This is a genomic window from Ensifer sp. Root142 (assembly GCF_001426785.1).
In the GTDB taxonomy this organism is placed as follows: Bacteria; Pseudomonadota; Alphaproteobacteria; order Rhizobiales; family Rhizobiaceae; genus Ensifer; species Ensifer canadensis.
This window is the reverse complement of the sequence record NZ_LMFK01000034.1, coordinates 550,004-564,859: the sequence shown is the minus strand read 5'-3', so window position 1 is coordinate 564,859 and position 14,856 is coordinate 550,004. Positions and strand designations below refer to the sequence as shown.

Here is a 14,856-nt window from a genome sequence, read left to right as displayed (position 1 = left end):
GTTTGCACCAGTTCGATTTAAATCTTCACCCTTTTTCCCACTTCGTGCGTCGCCCGCGATGTTCCGAGCGACAGTAGCGCCGACTGGGCACGGCCAGTTGCCTGCAAAGGGTGGAATTTCCTTCTGCGCCTGCAGGCCGCTCGAGCCGTGGTTCGATAAGTCCTGGAAGCCAGGTGAAGTCGGGCTGGCCGAGTGAATACAGAATATTTTCGATGGACTGATCGCAACAAAGGTGTTTTCCGGTTGGTTCCGCCTGCCAAGCTGATCCGACTGATTCTGTCGGATCAGCATCAGTTCGGGGTTATTTACCGCCGTATTTGAGAACGGTCAGCGCGGTGGCTGCGACGGGGTTACATGTTCATCATTCGCTTCCTGTTACTGAGCCTGCTCATCTGCCTGTCGGTTGTTTCCCTGTCGCACGCGCAGGCGCAGGCGCCGGCAACGAGCACAGCAGAACCGCCAAAGGTGGCCGAGCTGCTGCGTCTTCTCGAAGACGCGGACGTGAAGACATGGCTGGCGCAAAGGCAAGCAGCAGTTCCCGAAAAAGGGGCGGCCGAGGTAGCGCGGGTCATCGACGACTTAGAGGCCCGCTCGCGTACCCGCCTCAACGTCCTTTTGTCTGCCGTGCCACGTGTAGGCAGCGAACTCTACCGCGCAGCCTCGTCGGTCCGGCAAGAGGCGCACGATAGTGGATTTGCCCCCGGGATCCTGATGATTGGCATCATCGCGGGCATTGGCTTTGGCACGGAATGGTTCCTTCGTCGTTCAGTGCCAGCCGTGACCTTGCCCAATCAACTCTTGTCGCAGCTGCAGACGGAGTTTGCGCCACTCTTGATTTTCACGGCGACGGTTGCCTTCGTCTTTCTCATCTTTCCTTGGCCGCCACTCATGCGTGCGGTCGTGCTTTATTCGCTCGTCGCGACAGTCGCCTACCGAAGCGTGCTGGCGCTCTGCCGGCTGGCGATGACCGTTTCCGTGCCGATGGCTAAGGCATACCCCCGTGTCCGGCTGTTCGTCGCGGTGCTAGCAGCGGCGATGGCATTCTCGGCCATATGCGAGCGGCTCGCCGTTGCCGAGGACGTCTGTTCCTTGATTGCCATTGGATTTTCGGGCCTGCTTCTTCTGATCGCGATCGAAGCTATCGGCCGCAACCGCTCCAGCGATGATGCACAGCTTTTGGGCCAACGCGTGCCTCGGACAACCGGCATTGCCGGCGCCGTAACGCTCTGGCTGCTCTGGTGCGGTGGTTTCCTGGCGCTATTTTGGCTCGGCATTATGTTTGTCGTTGTGCCCCGTGTCCTGTCAATCGCTGACAAGTTGACCCACGCGTTTGCGGCTTCACGCTGGAATGACGGTGATGCGGCAGATCCGAAGACAGTGCTGCTTGTACGAGGCGCGCGAGCGATCATCATCATCATCGCAGTGGATTGGATCGCATTCGTTTGGCGTCACAATTTCCAGCCCATTACCGGTCAGCTGGCGCTCGCCAAGACAATCATAACCGGCGCCTTCAACAGCGTCGTCATCTTGCTGGTCATCGACCTCGTTTGGCAGTTGGGGAATGCTTACATTGCCCGTCAGCTCGGCCGCGTTGGCGATGGAAGAGCACTCACACCGAATGAGATCGCCCGCCAAGGCCGGCTTCGCACCTTGCTGCCTGTATTCCGCAACGCGTTGGCCGCGGGGCTTCTTAGTGTGGCCGCGCTTACGGTTCTCTCGCAGATGGGGGTTCAGATAGGCCCGCTCATCGCCGGTGCGGGCGTGGTCGGCGTGGCCATCGGGTTCGGCTCACAGACGCTCGTCAAGGACATCGTCAGCGGTGTTTTTTATCTTTTAGACGATGCGTTCCGCGTCGGGGAGTATATTGAGGCGGGAAGTTACACAGGCACAGTCGAGTCCTTCAGTTTGCGATCGGTCCGGCTGCGGCACCATCGCGGACCGATATTCACGGTGCCCTTCGGTTCGCTTGGCGCCATCAAGAACTTGAGCCGTGACTGGTCGGTTGATAAGTTCCGCATCCGTGTCCCCTTCAAAACCGATCTTGACAAGGTCCGCAAGCTCATCAAGGCAATCGGCGGGGAATTGCAGGCCGATCCGGAGCTCGGCTCGTCATTCATCGAGCCACTCAAGCTCAAGGGCGTCGAGCAAATTGGCGAGTACGGCATCGAACTCGGCGTTGGCTTCACCTGTAAGCCTGGCGATCAAACCGCGATCCGCCGCAAGGCATATACGATGCTCATGCAGGTGTTTGGCGACAACGGGATCGATTTCGCTCAGCCTGTCGTCCAGGTGAGCGGAGATGACAAAGGTTCAGCTGCTGCGGCTCACGCCACGCGGCAACTTCAAGGCACCACTGCTCCACCGGGACCGAATGGGCCAGCTTCTTAAGAGCGTTTCCGGTTTAAACGGAGCGCCGGGAAACGCTCTATCTCTTTGTTTTTGCGCATTTACCGACGGAAAACCGCTTCGCGCTTTTCCTGGAAATGCACTAAGAGGAATTATGGACACACCGCCGATCGTCAACGACCTTGCCTCTGTCATACAAACATCCCTTGCGCCGGTGTTTTTGTTGGCTGGTACCGCAGGCTTTGTCAGTATCTACACCACTCGCCTCGGGAGAGTATCGGACCGGCTGAACGAGGTCGCGGAAAGGGGTAAGCAGGGCAAATTGTTTCGCATGCAGCTCGCGTATCTGCGGCGAAGGGCACTTGCTCTGGAAGTTGCGGTCGTGCTTGGGGTAATGGCCGGCATTTGCACGGGCGGCGCAATCCTAAATCTACTTGCTGGTGCACTTGCCATCGGACTGCGCCAAGAAAATCTCTTCTGGTTTTTTGGTGGTGCCATAGTCTCGCTCATCGGATCGCTTGTCGCATTCTTGTCTGAATTGCTGATCGCCGGACGGAATTTGTTGCGGCAAATACGAATGGACCAATTTCCCATGGAGCAAGACTGACCAGGTACTTCTCATCTTGGTCGCCGTTCGCGCTGCTGAACGGCCAACGGCCGTACCTTCAACGCGAGATATTCGAGCGAAACTCCCGCGGTCCGTTGCCGGTTGCCTTTCGGAAGGCCCGGGCGAAATTGGCTGGAGACGAATACCCCAACTCCGCCGACACGCGCGTGATCGAGCCGTTCGTGTGCCACAGCAGTTCAATGGCTCGCTGAACCCTTGCGGCGCCCGCCAGCCCGCGAAAATCGGTGCCGGCCCTGTTCAGCTCCCGTTGCAGGGTCCGGACGCTGGTGTCCAACGATTGAGCGGCACCATCGATCGACACGCTGCCGGTGAGAACTTGGACCCGGACCTGCTCCATGATGACTTCGAGCAGATCCCGTGGAGCGCCGCCTCGCCGGTCTCGCGCCACATCCTCGATGGTGACCATTGGCCAGGAAGCGGGCCTCGGAGCAGCGGAAAGATGATGGCGATCCGTGACGATGCTCGTCGCGGGTGCGTTGAAAAGAACCGGACACTGGAAGACGTCTTCAATAAGGCCTGTCTGGCGCGGTCTGTCGGTGTCAAGCTCGACGCGCAGCGGTCGCCAGTCAGGGGGCAGATAAGCCTTGAAGAGGCTGAGCAGGACACCCGCGGCGGCACAGACAATACTGGCATATCCTGAGTGGCCGGCCAAAGCGAACACATAGCTGTACCGTACCTCGTCGCCAACCACTGCGACTGACATCCTATCAACCGTACTATGATAACGAAGGCCAGCAATGCTGCGCTCGATGGCCTGCCCCAGGGTGTCGGCGCCAAACACATAGTGTCCGAAGCTGCCATAGTTGGCGACGTTCATCATCGGCGTGATCAGAATTCCGAAGTTGGCCTCACCGGCGACGCGTGCAGCCGCTTCGACGAAGCCGATTACCGCCGCGTGCGGGATGAAGCAGTTCTCTCCCTCGGTCAGTTCGAGATCGAAGCCGATGGCACGATTGGCCTGCAGCAGCGCCTTTTGCCCCATTTCACGCCGTATGAAGGCCGGCATGCCAGACAGGATGCGATTGGAAATGACCGGGATTTCAGCCATGTATGCAACACTCCAGAAATAAGACAACCGTGGCGCAAAATGAGTGGTTTCGTATTGCGAATACTGTTTAGTGCCGTAAAACATGTGGGTCGCACAAGTAGTGACCCACATGTCTTGCGACCTTTAGGAGGGGTGCGACTATGACAACCAGACGGAACCTACTGCTGGCAGCCTCTGTCGCGGCGACGACAGTGCCGTTCATGCCGCGACTGGCGCAGGCAACCGACGAAGTCGCCGACTTCCTGTTCGTTCAAACCGCAAGTGCTATGAAATTCGACAAGGCGTCGAGCAAGCTGACGCTCGAAGGTGTTGGCGGCGCCACGTTGTTTTTCTCTGACCGCCCCGAGCGCATTGCCGGGAACATGGAGACGGCCGCTTTCGTGCCGTTCTGGAGCAAGGGCAAGGACAGCTTCCTTTCCGATCCGCCGAATGCCGACCTGTCGATCCTCGAAGGGGACAAGCTCAAGCAGGTCGTCGTCGTCCTGGAGAATCCGGAGCTGAACGACGATAACTTGACTTACACGGTCAAGGTTGTTGGCGGCGAAATGCCGGAGAAGGGCTCCGAGGTCTCTGTGTTCATCGACATCATCGGCATGCCGTTGACGCCGCTCTCCTATGCGGGCGTGGCCAGGCGCGGCTACCGGCGGGCATTTCTGTACTAGCACCTGCCGGTTGCGGCTGGGTGTGATCCCGACTGCAGCCCGCTTCAGCTCTCGCGAATACCTCACCAACAGCCAATGCAACCGGACGATTGCGTCCAAGGTTCCTGAGCTGCTCCACAGCCCGCGCCGTTTCGATAACTCATCGATAATCAAGGAGTACGGTAAATGTTGACGAAGAGAGATTTACTTCGATCCACCGCGGTGATTGCCGCTAGCGCCGCGATTGCGAGGCCAAGCCTCCTGATGGCGCAAAGCTACCCGGGCATTATCGAGGCAAAAGACATCGCCGAGGAAGGCTTCATCTACGGCCTGCCGCTGGTGATGATTTATGCGGTTATGCAAGAGTTCGCCGTTGACAAAAACTCGGGGCAATTCAAGGCGCCGTTCAACGAAATCAACAACATGCACCATGTCGCCAGCCCGGCTGACACGGCAGTCATTACGCCGAACAGCGACACGCCTTACTCGTTCATCTGGCTGGATTTGCGCGCTGAGCCGATGGTCATCTCGGTGCCGGGGATCGAAAAGGACCGCTACTACTCGGTCCAATTGATCGATTGCAACACCTACAATTACGGCTACATCGGCACGCGCGCCACGGGGACCGAGCCGGGCGATTATCTGGTCGTTGGCCCAGACTGGAAGGGTGAAACGCCCTCGGGGATCAAGGAGGTCTTCCAATCGACGACGCCGTTCACGCTCGCGCTTATCCGCACGCAGCTCTTCAACCCCGACGACATGCCGAACGTCGAGAAGATTCAGGCCGGCTACAAGGCCCAGCCGCTATCTGGTTTTCTTAAAACTCCGGCCCCGCCAGCCGCGGCCACGATCGAGTTCCTTCCTGCCACCACCGCCGGGATCAAGGACAACTTCTTCCAGTATCTCGACGCAGCCCTGCAGTTCGTCCCTGAGACGGCAAGGGACCAGCAGATTCGCGCGAAACTTGCGAGGATTGGCATCGGTCCCGGCAAGACCTTCGACTTCAAGGAACTATCGCTCGAACATAAAGCCGAAATCCTGGTGGCCATGAAGCAGGGAAATGACAAAGTCGACAAATGGCTGGCCAGCGGAAATAAGGACATCAACGGCTGGAACGTTGGCTCGTTCTTTGGCGACGAGGCCTTTTACAATGGCGATTGGGTGATGCGGGCAGGCGCCGCCAAGGGCGGTCTCTTGGGCAATGATGCCGTCGAAGCCATGTACCCCTATACCCGAACGGACGCGGCCGGTGCGCCGCTCGACGGCAGCAAGCACAACTACACGCTGACCTTCCCGGCTGGCCAGTTGCCACCAGTAAATGCGTTCTGGTCCGTTACCATGTACGACGGCAAGAGCCAGCTCCTGGTCAAGAATCCGATCAATCGCTACCTGATCAACTCTCCGATGTTGCCGGAGATGAAGAAGGATGCGGACGGCTCGCTGACGCTGTACCTCCAAAAGGACAGCCCCGGTGCGGACAAGGAATCCAATTGGCTTCCGGCGCCGGATGACAAAATCTACCTCGTGATGCGCCTGTACTGGCCGAAGACAGAAGCGCCTTCGATCTTGCCGGCGGGCGAAGGGACGTGGCAGCCGCCCGGCATCACTGTGGCCGAATAGTTCTCCCCCCATTGTGCTGATGCTCGGCTGGCGCCTCTGCTTCTTGTGGTCCTCTGACCGAGGACAGTAGGCGGCAGCCGGCATTTGCATAGGCTGTGCGTTCTCGCTGGGCGTTTGCCATTGGGCTGCGCCAAGTATCCTTCTACAGCGCCGCGTGTCTTATTAGACGCCCGTGCGTCGTGTCGAACGAGACCGACCTTCACGAAAACAGCAACGGGTTAAACAGCGATCTCCGTCTGGGTCTGAATCGCGGACGCAAATCGAGTTTGGCCGCATCGGCGGCCGCTATTAGGGGCTAGCATGAAATTATACCTACTTCGCGCTCTGGCGGCGATCGGAACATGTCTCGTTAGTAATGGAGCAATGGCTGCGGACATCTATTCGCCGATGACGCCAGAGGCTCGGCAGACGACCACGGAGAGTGGCTGGACCTTTACTTTTGCGCCTTATTTCTGGGCAGCTGGTTTGTCGGGGGAACTCGGGCAATTCGGCTTGCCTGCCGTGGACGTCGACGCCAGTTTCAGCGACATCTTCGATCACCTCGATTTCGGCGCCATGGCGATGGGCGAGGCCCGTAATGGACCTTACAGCATCTTCGGCGATGTCATGTATACCAAGATTTCGGGGCAGGCCGGTACGCCAAGAGGCATCCTTGCCACAGACGCCGAGCTCAAATCCGAGACCTTCGTCGGAATGCTTGGTGCGGGGTATTCGGTTTTTGAGGACAACAGCGCGCGGCTCGAAATCGTCGGCGGTCTGCGCGTCTGGTCCGTCGAAAGCGAGCTTTCGTTCAGCGGTGGCATTCTCGATGGGCGTTCCAGAAGCGATGGTGCAACGTGGGTGGACGGTTTAGCCGGCCTTCGCGGCACCTATTCGCTCACTCCCGAAATCTATCTGACAGGGTGGGGGTTCATTGGGGCAGGTGGTGCCGATCTCGACTGGGACGTCGCTGCGACGATTGGCTACCGGTTTAGCGACACGATTTCGGCAGTGGCCGGCTACCGCGCTTTGGGCGTCGACTACAGCGATGATGGGTTCGTGTTCGACACCGTTCAGCAGGGACCCATCCTCGGCCTGGTCGTACGGTTTTAGGATGCTGATGTGCCGTTCGCCACGTTCAGCGGACGTTTATAGACAACGAGCGGACCGATCGTGGTCCGCTCACTGTGCCGTTACGCGAGCTGCACCACTGCCGTCTTGAGGCAATGCAGCACAGAAAACCTTCGAATCCAGGGGCCGAGGTCACACTATGAAGCCGCACTACAGAATTATTTGTTTGACTGTCTCTTTGATGGCCACCGTCGGGTCAGCCTCTGCTCAAGAGTCCGGTGCTGAGCTCGCCAAGAAGCTCAGCAATCCGATTGCTTCGCTCATCAGCGTGCCCTTTCAGTTCAACTATGATCGCGGTTACGGCCCGGAGAATGGCAACCGCGAAGTCCTCAACATCCAACCAGTCATCCCAATTTCGCTAAACGAAGACTGGAACATCATCTCGCGCACAATCTTGCCGGTGATCTCGCAAAATGACATAGCCGGGCAATCCGGCCACCAGTTCGGTCTCGGCGATATCACTCAGAGCCTTTTCGTTTCCCCCAAGCAACCTGGCCCAGGCGGGATCATTTGGGGCGCTGGGCCGGTCTTCCTGATCCCAACAGCGACCGATGAGCTACTTGGGAGTGGAAAATGGGGAGCTGGTCCTACGGCTGTCGCCTTGAAACAGGAAGGACCTTGGACATACGGGATACTGGCAAACCACATCTGGTCTTTCGCCGGCCAGAGTGACCGGGAGGATGTCAGTTCGACGTATCTGCAGCCTTTCGTTTCCTATACTACGCCCGATGCATGGACTTATTCGCTGAATACTGAAAGCACGTACGACTGGATCCAGGACGAGTGGTCGGTTCCGGTCAATTTTCAGGTGTCAAAGTTGGTGAAATTCGGTGAGCAGCCCGTGAGCTTCACAGCGGGTGCGCGGTACTGGGCACAGGCACCTGAAAACGGGCCGCAAGGATGGGGTTTCAGAGCGGCAGTAACGTTCCTGTTCCCGAAGTGACGATTAGGGCCCGTTTTGGCGATGAATCTATCCGGCGCCGGGAAGCCGGTGGTCTCGGCATGTTCTGGCATATACTGTTTGGTTGCAGGCGCTGAGTGGAACTTGTCGCTGGAACTCGGACAACCAACTTTCGCAATCTCGGCTTGAAAATGCGCTCCGGCTTTCGATCCGGTGGGCAAAGGTTGTTGCGGCGAGTCAGGCGAAGCGATCGCTCAATGCAATCGCCCATCGACAAGATTGAGGCGCCGGTCCATGCGCGCGGCCATGTCTAGATCGTGCGTCACGGCGACCACCGTCTTGCCCTGCTTGCGAACCAGCGTTTCCAGGATGGTGAAGACTTGTTCAGAGCTCTTGCTATCGAGGCTGCCGGTCGGCTCGTCGGCGAGGATCAGTGGTGGATCGTTGGCGAGCGCCCTTGCCACCGCCACGCGCTGACGCTGGCCGCCCGAAAGCTGATCGGGACGCTTGTCGAGATGATCGGAAAGGCCCAGTGCGTCGAGCAAATCGCTTGCTCTTTGGCGCATCTCAGCTCGGGCGAGACGGCCAAGCTTGCGCATCGGGATCTCGACGTTCTCGCGCGCAGTGAACTCCGGCAGCAGGAAGTGAAACTGGAAGACGAAGCCGATATTCTCAAGGCGCGTGGCGGCCCGCTCCTGTTCATCCATGAGATCGGTGTCCCGGCCGCGGATCATCAGCGTGCCGCTGGTCGGCCGATCGAGCAAGCCAAGCAGATAGAGAAGCGACGACTTGCCAGAGCCGGACGGGCCGGTGACCGCGACGAATTCCCGTTCGGCGATCGTCGCTGTCACCTCCTTGACCAGTGTGACCGGCACCGTTTCCTGGAGGATGCGCGTGAGATCCTTGGCTTCGATGAGTGAACTCATGTCGCGCCCCTGATGATGTCGACCGGATTTGCGCGGGCCGCGCGCCTTGCGGGCAGGTAGCCGGCTACGGCGGCCGAGCCGAGTGCGAAGGCGGCGGCGATGAGATAGTGAAGCATGCTCCAGGCGATCGGCAGCCGGGTCATTTCTTGCCCGGTTGCGGATATCTCGAAGCGCACCAGGGAAAGCGCATAAACCATCGCAAAGCCGAGCGCCCAGCCGAGCAGCGTGCCGGCCGTGGCGATGGCCACACCTTCGAGCACAAAGAGAATGCGCATGTCGGACTCGGTGAAACCCAACGACTTCATGATGGCGATGTCTCGCGCCTTTTCGTGCGTGATCGTAGAGATGATGTTGAAGATGCCGAAACCTGCAACCAACATGATCGCGGCGACGACGGTGTACATGATGACATTGCGAACGACGAGCGCTTCCAGGATCGACTCGTTCGCCTCCTGCCAGGCAATCGCCTTGTAGCCAAGCTCCGCTTCGACGCGGCGCGCCACCGCGGGCGCGGCGTTCGGGTCGTCGAGTTTGATATTGATCTGGTTGATCGCATTCGGCCGCGCTGAGAGGATTTGTGCGTTTTTCTGCAGCACGTAGGCTTCTCCTTCGTCACGCGCGGTGGTTCCCGTATGGAACAGCCCGACGATTTTGAAGCGGCGGCTAAGCCCTTCCGACGAGACCGCGGTAATCGTATCGCCGAGGCCAGCGCCGAGCCGTGAGGCCATGGTGTCGCCGATGACCACGTTGTTGCCGCCGGCGGCGAGGGTCGCGAAGCTTCCCGCCTTGAAATCCTCGATGATCGGAGAGACGCGGGGCTCAGCTTGCGGGTCGATACCGAGGACTGCAGCGCCGACCTCCTGGCCGGAATAGCGAATGACCCCTTGTGCATTCAGCGTCGCTGCAATGCGCCCCGGGATCCAGGCGTTGAGCCAGGCGAGGGCTGCGGTTGGGTTGATGATGCCGCGGCGGTCCTCTCGCGGCCTGAGCCCGAAAATGGCGGCGGCATCGAACTGGTCCTCTGCCGGTTGCCGCCGGGCCGTGCGCTGCTCGTCGGTCACCTGCACATGCGGCATGGTGTCGACGAGCTGACGGACGAAATCATCCTGGCCGCCCTGCATCAGGGCCGCCATGGCAATGGAAAAGCCGACGCCAACGGCAACTCCCAGCATGGCGACGACCGTCTGCCGTCCCCGGCCGGAAATGTGGGTCAGCGCGATGTCGAGGATGAGGCGCATGGCGAACTCATTTCTCCGGCTCGGCCGCGGCCTTGACGCGAGCACCGTCGGCAAGGTCGGTCGGGAACGGCGAGACGATACGGGCGTCGTCTTCGAGACCCGACAGGATCTCGACGCCTTCGGCGCCACGTATGCCCGTCTTCAGGGCTTGTATCTTGATACGCCCGCCGTCGAGAACGGCGACCTTTGTCCCTTCCAGAGCTACGGTTGGAATGATCAAGGCGCCATGCGATACCCGCACGATGACGTTGACGTCCGTCGACATGCCGATGCGCAGCGGCGTGTCGTCGGGCAGGCGGAAGCGGACACGATAGGTCTTTGTCACCGGGTCGCCTTTTGGCGTGATGCTGTCGACGGTCGCCTCGAGCTTGCGATCGGGAAAAGCATCCGATCTCAATAGCGCCCGCTGCCCGACGTCGACGCGCGAAATGTCCTCTTCGTTGACGTCGGCCGTGATGATCAGCGGTTTCGGTTCGCCGACCCAAAAGAGCACCGTGCCGAGTCCGGCGACTTCGCCGATCTCGCCATCCTGCCGCAGCACCTGGCCGTTGCTCGGTGCTCGCAATACGTAGGTCGCAAGCCGCGCCTGACGACCCGCCACCAAAGCTTCGAGCTGGCCCAGTTCGCTGCGCGCTTGGTCGACCTCCTGTTCGCTGATCGTGCGCTTTTCGGCCAGCGTCAGCTTACGCCGATATTCTTCCTGCGCCAGCGTCAGGCGCGCCTGGAGTTCGCTGAGCGCTGCGCGCGCCTCCGTGTCGTCGAGGCGGGCGAGCACCTGTCCCTTGGCGACGCGTTCGCCTTCACAGTCGCATTGTTCGACGATCCGCTCGGCCACGGTCGGCGTGACCTTCGCCCAGGTGCGCGGCTCCACGACTCCGTCCGCGTATACGATCTCTGCCGCATCGCCACGCTTGGGGGCAACAACGGAGACGGGAACTGGACGAAACAAATACCAGGAGACCACCACGCCGATGCCGACGACGGTGGCAGCTGCGATGGCATAACGAGCTAGCCGCACGAAACGCTCCTTGAAACCTTCCATTCGATGCAGTAAAAATAGACCGACGGTCGGTTTGTTTCAAGGGTGAACACACCTTGCCTATCGTGGGCCTCGTCGAACACATTGCAAACCGTGCTAAGGCGCAGTTCTCGGAGCACTTATGGCTAGAATAAAGAAATCGCCCGAGGTCCGATCGAAGGAGCTGATCGATTGCGCCGAACGGCTGTTCTTTCAGCATGGATACGAGGATACGACGGTCAACGACGTCATCCGTGAGGCCAATGTCTCGAAGGGTGCTTTCTATCACTACTTCGTTTCGAAGGAGGCGCTCCTCGAGGCGGTCGCGACCCGACTGGCTAAGAGGAATCTCGAGGAACTGCAGCCCCTCGCCGAAGACCCTTCGCTTGACGCCGTTGGACAGTTGAATGCGCTTTTCGCCGGCTCGCGGCGACTAAAACTTGAAATGGCGCCGCAGCTGAAGAATACCTTCAACGCCCTGTTCAAGCCGGAAAACGTCGTGCTGTATCACCGCATCGACGAGGCTCTCCAGGCAGCCAGTCTGCCAATTATCACGGAGATACTGCGGCGCGGTCATGCACAGGGAGCGCTGGACGCACCTGATCCGGAAACTGCCGCGATGATGCTTCTGCAATTGCGATTGAGCGTCGCCAAGATGATGCACAAGGCGTTGCAACTTTCGGAGGCCGGTGACCTCGACGGGGCAGCGGCGATGCTGGACAGCTGGATGCGAACCTATGGCACCGCGATCGAGCGGTTTTTGAAGCTTCCGGAGGGGTCGATCGAGGTAACGGAACCCGGCTTTGCGCGCACCTTCCTACAAGCCTGACACGTCGGCCTGGCGGTATGCGGGCAAGATTGACGGCGGCCGAAAAGATTTCTTGAATGGTTTGTCGAATTCCGGATCAGCCGTTCGTCTATGCAGTGAAGGCGCGTGCGGTGACCAACCGGAAGGAAACGACGATCATGAAATTGATTACCATGACGAATGTCTCCCTTGATGGAGTCATCCAAGGGCTCGGCTCGACGAGGACTGTCGCGGTGGCTTCGAGCGCGGCGGATGGATTGCGCCGCTCTTCGACGAAGAGGCGGGGGCCGCATTGGGCAAGATCTACGCGCGTGCCGACGCGTTTCTGTTCGGCAGATGGACGTACGAGGTCTTTGCCGGCTCCTGGGGAGCGGTCAAAGAAATCCCGCGTGACAACCCTGTCGCACTCGCCTTGAACGCGCGGCCCAAATACGTGGCATCGAATACGCTCAGGAACCCGAAATGGGCGAATACCACTGTCCTTTCGGGCGACCTCGTGACCGCGATCCGAGACCTGAAAGCCAAGCCGGGCGGCGAGTTGCAAGTACATGGCGGCACCACGCTCATCCGCTGGTTGCTCGACAACGACCTGGTCGATGAGATCAACCTTTTTACCTACCCGCTGATCCTCCGCCAGGGTATGCGGCTCTTTCGCGAGACGGGCCCGGATAAGGCACTCGAGCTGGTCGCATCACGGTCCACCGCCGGCGGGGTGATTATCCAAGCCTACCGTCCCACCGGACGTCCGCAGTATCGAACGGCCACGATGGAATCGACGGAAGCAAAGAAGTAGACATCTTCACCTTGCTGGGGTGCTGTCACGAAGTCGTAGTCGAGGGTCGGCAGTTAGATGAGATCGACGCTCAGCGCCTCGATCATGTAGAACTCTTCGCCAAGGTCCGAGAGATCGCCGGCCAAGTTTCTGGCCGAGATGCGAACGCTGAACGAACCATGTTCAACTATCATTTTGAGCCGTCGCGGCGGTGAGCAGGCCGACGATATGACCGATCACGTCCCTGCGGCGATCTCCCTGCAGATCTCCTCGAGTTTCAGCTGGGCCATGACGAGACGCTCGTGCGCGATATCCGGTGTCTTGCAAACGGTCACGCGAGCCTCAACCATCGTGCCGATCAACTCCATAGGATGAGCGCCGAGCGCCTCGCACATGAGAATAAGCATCGGCACGGAGATATTGCTCTTGCCATTCTCATATTTTTGGACTTGGTGGAGCGTGACGCCAAGCGCGGCGGCAAGCCTATCCCGCGAGAACCGGTGATCAAGCCGCACGGCCCGTAGGCGTTCGCCAAGTTCTTCCGCAAGCGCAGCTGTTGTGTTGACGCGTGTTGGCATGGCACTGCACCTCCAGCGACGAATGTCTGAATTGAGCGTGCTGTTGCGCACAATTCTCTGCAATTCGTCCATTTGCGGTACAATCCTCAAACGATCGGCTGCTGTGTGCGATATGCGGTGAGCTGCTCTGACTGGGCATTCGTCAATAGTGGTAGGGCGGAGTGAGACCCGACGATTCCAGCGCGCGCAATCGGTGAGCGTGGTGTCTTTCCGGATCAGGTGAATCCGTTGGAGAGATAGAGCGAGTTAGCGCCTCAGAAACGTTTCGAAATACAGCTATTAATTGAGGCCGTTAATGGCAGGCGCGTATCAGATCAGGCAAGGCTTTGTGATATCACCATCAGTGGCGTGGAGCGGACAGCTCGTCCCGATCAAGTTTCTGTGTCGCAATCAGCACTTCGAGGCGATTGCGGACATTTAACTTTTGCATGAGCGCAGTCATATGATTCTTAACGGTTTTTTCGCCAATCTTCAATTCCACGGCGATCTGGCGGTTGGTGCATCCCCGCGTCAGCATTGCGATGATTTGGCCTTCCCTGAGGCTGAACTTGACGGGTGGCCCGGCTGCGGCACGGAGCGACGCCATTCTGTGGTGTTCAATCAACTTGCAGGCGAGATCCCGGCTTATGAAGATTTCACCTCGTTGAACGGCCTTAACCGCATCAATGAGCTCCTGTGGACTGGTCCCCTTGACGACGTAGCCACTGGCGCCGGCCTTGAGCGCATTGACTGCGATGTCAGATTTCGACATGGCGCTGAACGCCAGGAACCTCGTCCTGCAACCCCGTTTCATCAGGTCCAGGATAGTATTGAAGATGTTGCCAGGCATCATAATGTCGACGATGAAAACATCCGGTGCTGTTTGTAACCCGATCTCAAGTACTTCTTCGGCGGAAGACCCAGTAGCGACGACTACAAACTCCTCTTTGGATCTAAACAGATCTACAAGACCCGCGAGCATCAATGGATGATCATCGGCCAGAGCCAGCGCAATTGATCTCATATTTGGTCTCCCACCCTCTGACGGGAGATATACGCCTGCGCCCATTTCCTGTCCATGCGCTTATGTAGGTAAGCCTAAATCTGTAGTGCCCCAACGGTCTGGAGCCGTCTGTTGGGCAAACCATCGCCTGAACCGTTTGACCTCCGGAACAACGGCGATGCTGCGTCCTGTGATTAAGACCTTGGTCCCGGGGGTTAGGCGACCAATGTCATGCGCGCA

14 protein-coding genes are annotated in these 14,856 nt (G+C 59.0%); 8 read left to right on the top strand and 6 right to left on the bottom strand.

Annotated features, from left to right (window positions below; genetic code table 11):
• Window positions 1-354 precede the first annotated feature (354 nt).
• Both ASD52_RS40810 and ASD52_RS27350 read left to right on the top strand, forming a co-directional pair.
• The gene (locus ASD52_RS40810; protein ID WP_057226080.1) at window positions 355-2,388 is read left to right on the top strand and encodes a mechanosensitive ion channel domain-containing protein; all 2,034 of its coding nucleotides are present in this window, start codon (window positions 355-357) and stop codon (window positions 2,386-2,388) included.
• A 112-nt stretch (window positions 2,389-2,500) separates the two neighbouring features.
• On the top strand, window positions 2,501-2,953 hold the full coding sequence (locus ASD52_RS27350) for a DUF2721 domain-containing protein (protein ID WP_025430469.1): 453 nt from the start codon (window positions 2,501-2,503) through the stop codon (window positions 2,951-2,953).
• A 58-nt stretch (window positions 2,954-3,011) separates the two neighbouring features.
• Here the strand turns inward: ASD52_RS27350 and ASD52_RS27345 are convergent, their stop codons facing one another.
• Window positions 3,012-4,022, bottom strand: a complete 1,011-nt coding sequence (locus ASD52_RS27345) for an AraC family transcriptional regulator (RefSeq protein ID WP_057226078.1) — start codon at window positions 4,020-4,022, stop codon at window positions 3,012-3,014.
• Between the two features lie 140 nt (window positions 4,023-4,162).
• On the opposite strand from ASD52_RS27345, the gene ASD52_RS27340 reads away from it, so the two are divergent.
• The 4 genes from ASD52_RS27340 (at window position 4,163) to ASD52_RS27325 (ending at window position 8,336) form a co-directional block, all read left to right on the top strand.
• Window positions 4,163-4,684, top strand: a complete 522-nt coding sequence (locus tag ASD52_RS27340) for a hypothetical protein (RefSeq protein ID WP_063978360.1) — start codon at window positions 4,163-4,165, stop codon at window positions 4,682-4,684.
• Between the two features lie 165 nt (window positions 4,685-4,849).
• A complete protein-coding gene (locus tag ASD52_RS27335; protein WP_057226076.1) occupies window positions 4,850-6,283 on the top strand; it encodes a DUF1254 domain-containing protein in 1,434 nt (477 codons plus the stop codon).
• Between the two features lie 300 nt (window positions 6,284-6,583).
• Complete coding sequence (locus ASD52_RS27330; protein WP_057226074.1) at window positions 6,584-7,375, top strand: hypothetical protein; 792 nt, start codon at window positions 6,584-6,586, stop codon at window positions 7,373-7,375.
• 157 nt (window positions 7,376-7,532) lie between these two features.
• Entirely contained in the window at window positions 7,533-8,336 is an 804-nt protein-coding gene (locus ASD52_RS27325; protein WP_057226072.1) for a hypothetical protein, read from the top strand.
• Between the two features lie 212 nt (window positions 8,337-8,548).
• Here the strand turns inward: ASD52_RS27325 and ASD52_RS27320 are convergent, their stop codons facing one another.
• Genes ASD52_RS27320 through ASD52_RS27310 form a run of 3 tightly spaced genes read right to left on the bottom strand, consistent with a single transcriptional unit; the run spans window position 8,549 to window position 11,455 of the window.
• The gene (locus ASD52_RS27320) at window positions 8,549-9,220 is read right to left on the bottom strand and encodes an ABC transporter ATP-binding protein (protein WP_057226071.1); all 672 of its coding nucleotides are present in this window, start codon (window positions 9,218-9,220) and stop codon (window positions 8,549-8,551) included.
• Window positions 9,217-10,458, bottom strand: coding sequence for an ABC transporter permease (locus ASD52_RS27315; RefSeq protein ID WP_057226069.1), 1,242 nt, complete (start codon window positions 10,456-10,458; stop codon window positions 9,217-9,219). Before ASD52_RS27315 ends, ASD52_RS27320 begins: the two co-directional genes overlap by 4 nt.
• Window positions 10,459-10,465: 7 nt before the next feature.
• On the bottom strand, window positions 10,466-11,455 hold the full coding sequence (locus tag ASD52_RS27310) for an efflux RND transporter periplasmic adaptor subunit (protein ID WP_244497531.1): 990 nt from the start codon (window positions 11,453-11,455) through the stop codon (window positions 10,466-10,468).
• Between the two features lie 163 nt (window positions 11,456-11,618).
• Here ASD52_RS27310 and ASD52_RS27305 point away from each other — a divergent pair, with 163 nt between their 5' ends.
• Both ASD52_RS27305 and ASD52_RS27300 read left to right on the top strand, forming a co-directional pair.
• The gene (locus ASD52_RS27305; RefSeq protein ID WP_057226065.1) at window positions 11,619-12,305 is read left to right on the top strand and encodes a TetR/AcrR family transcriptional regulator; all 687 of its coding nucleotides are present in this window, start codon (window positions 11,619-11,621) and stop codon (window positions 12,303-12,305) included.
• 271 nt (window positions 12,306-12,576) lie between these two features.
• Window positions 12,577-13,077, top strand: coding sequence for a dihydrofolate reductase family protein (locus ASD52_RS27300; RefSeq protein ID WP_200954096.1), 501 nt, complete (start codon window positions 12,577-12,579; stop codon window positions 13,075-13,077).
• A gap of 215 nt (window positions 13,078-13,292) precedes the next feature.
• Here the strand turns inward: ASD52_RS27300 and ASD52_RS27295 are convergent, their stop codons facing one another.
• Both ASD52_RS27295 and ASD52_RS27290 read right to left on the bottom strand, forming a co-directional pair.
• Window positions 13,293-13,706 (bottom strand): helix-turn-helix transcriptional regulator, encoded by a 414-nt coding sequence (locus ASD52_RS27295; protein ID WP_057226063.1) that lies wholly within the window; start codon window positions 13,704-13,706, stop codon window positions 13,293-13,295.
• A gap of 268 nt (window positions 13,707-13,974) precedes the next feature.
• A complete protein-coding gene (locus ASD52_RS27290) occupies window positions 13,975-14,637 on the bottom strand; it encodes a response regulator transcription factor (RefSeq protein WP_057226061.1) in 663 nt (220 codons plus the stop codon).
• Window positions 14,638-14,856: the final 219 nt, after the last annotated feature.

Bases quoted from the DNA above. Each gene is read 5' to 3' on its own strand.
- ASD52_RS27350 (WP_025430469.1), top strand. From the start codon at position 2,501: ATGGACACACCGCCGATCGTCAACGACCTTGCCTCTGTCATACAAACA.
- ASD52_RS27290 (WP_057226061.1), bottom strand. From the start codon at position 14,637: ATGAGATCAATTGCGCTGGCTCTGGCCGATGATCATCCATTGATGCTC.
- ASD52_RS27340 (WP_063978360.1), top strand. From the start codon at position 4,163: ATGACAACCAGACGGAACCTACTGCTGGCAGCCTCTGTCGCGGCGACG.
- ASD52_RS27345 (WP_057226078.1), bottom strand. From the start codon at position 4,022: ATGGCTGAAATCCCGGTCATTTCCAATCGCATCCTGTCTGGCATGCCG.
- ASD52_RS27320 (WP_057226071.1), bottom strand. From the start codon at position 9,220: ATGAGTTCACTCATCGAAGCCAAGGATCTCACGCGCATCCTCCAGGAA.
- ASD52_RS27295 (WP_057226063.1), bottom strand. From the start codon at position 13,706: ATGGACGAATTGCAGAGAATTGTGCGCAACAGCACGCTCAATTCAGAC.
- ASD52_RS27330 (WP_057226074.1), top strand. From the start codon at position 6,584: ATGAAATTATACCTACTTCGCGCTCTGGCGGCGATCGGAACATGTCTC.
- ASD52_RS27335 (WP_057226076.1), top strand. From the start codon at position 4,850: ATGTTGACGAAGAGAGATTTACTTCGATCCACCGCGGTGATTGCCGCT.
- ASD52_RS27325 (WP_057226072.1), top strand. From the start codon at position 7,533: ATGAAGCCGCACTACAGAATTATTTGTTTGACTGTCTCTTTGATGGCC.
- ASD52_RS40810 (WP_057226080.1), top strand. From the start codon at position 355: ATGTTCATCATTCGCTTCCTGTTACTGAGCCTGCTCATCTGCCTGTCG.
- ASD52_RS27305 (WP_057226065.1), top strand. From the start codon at position 11,619: ATGGCTAGAATAAAGAAATCGCCCGAGGTCCGATCGAAGGAGCTGATC.
- ASD52_RS27315 (WP_057226069.1), bottom strand. From the start codon at position 10,458: ATGCGCCTCATCCTCGACATCGCGCTGACCCACATTTCCGGCCGGGGA.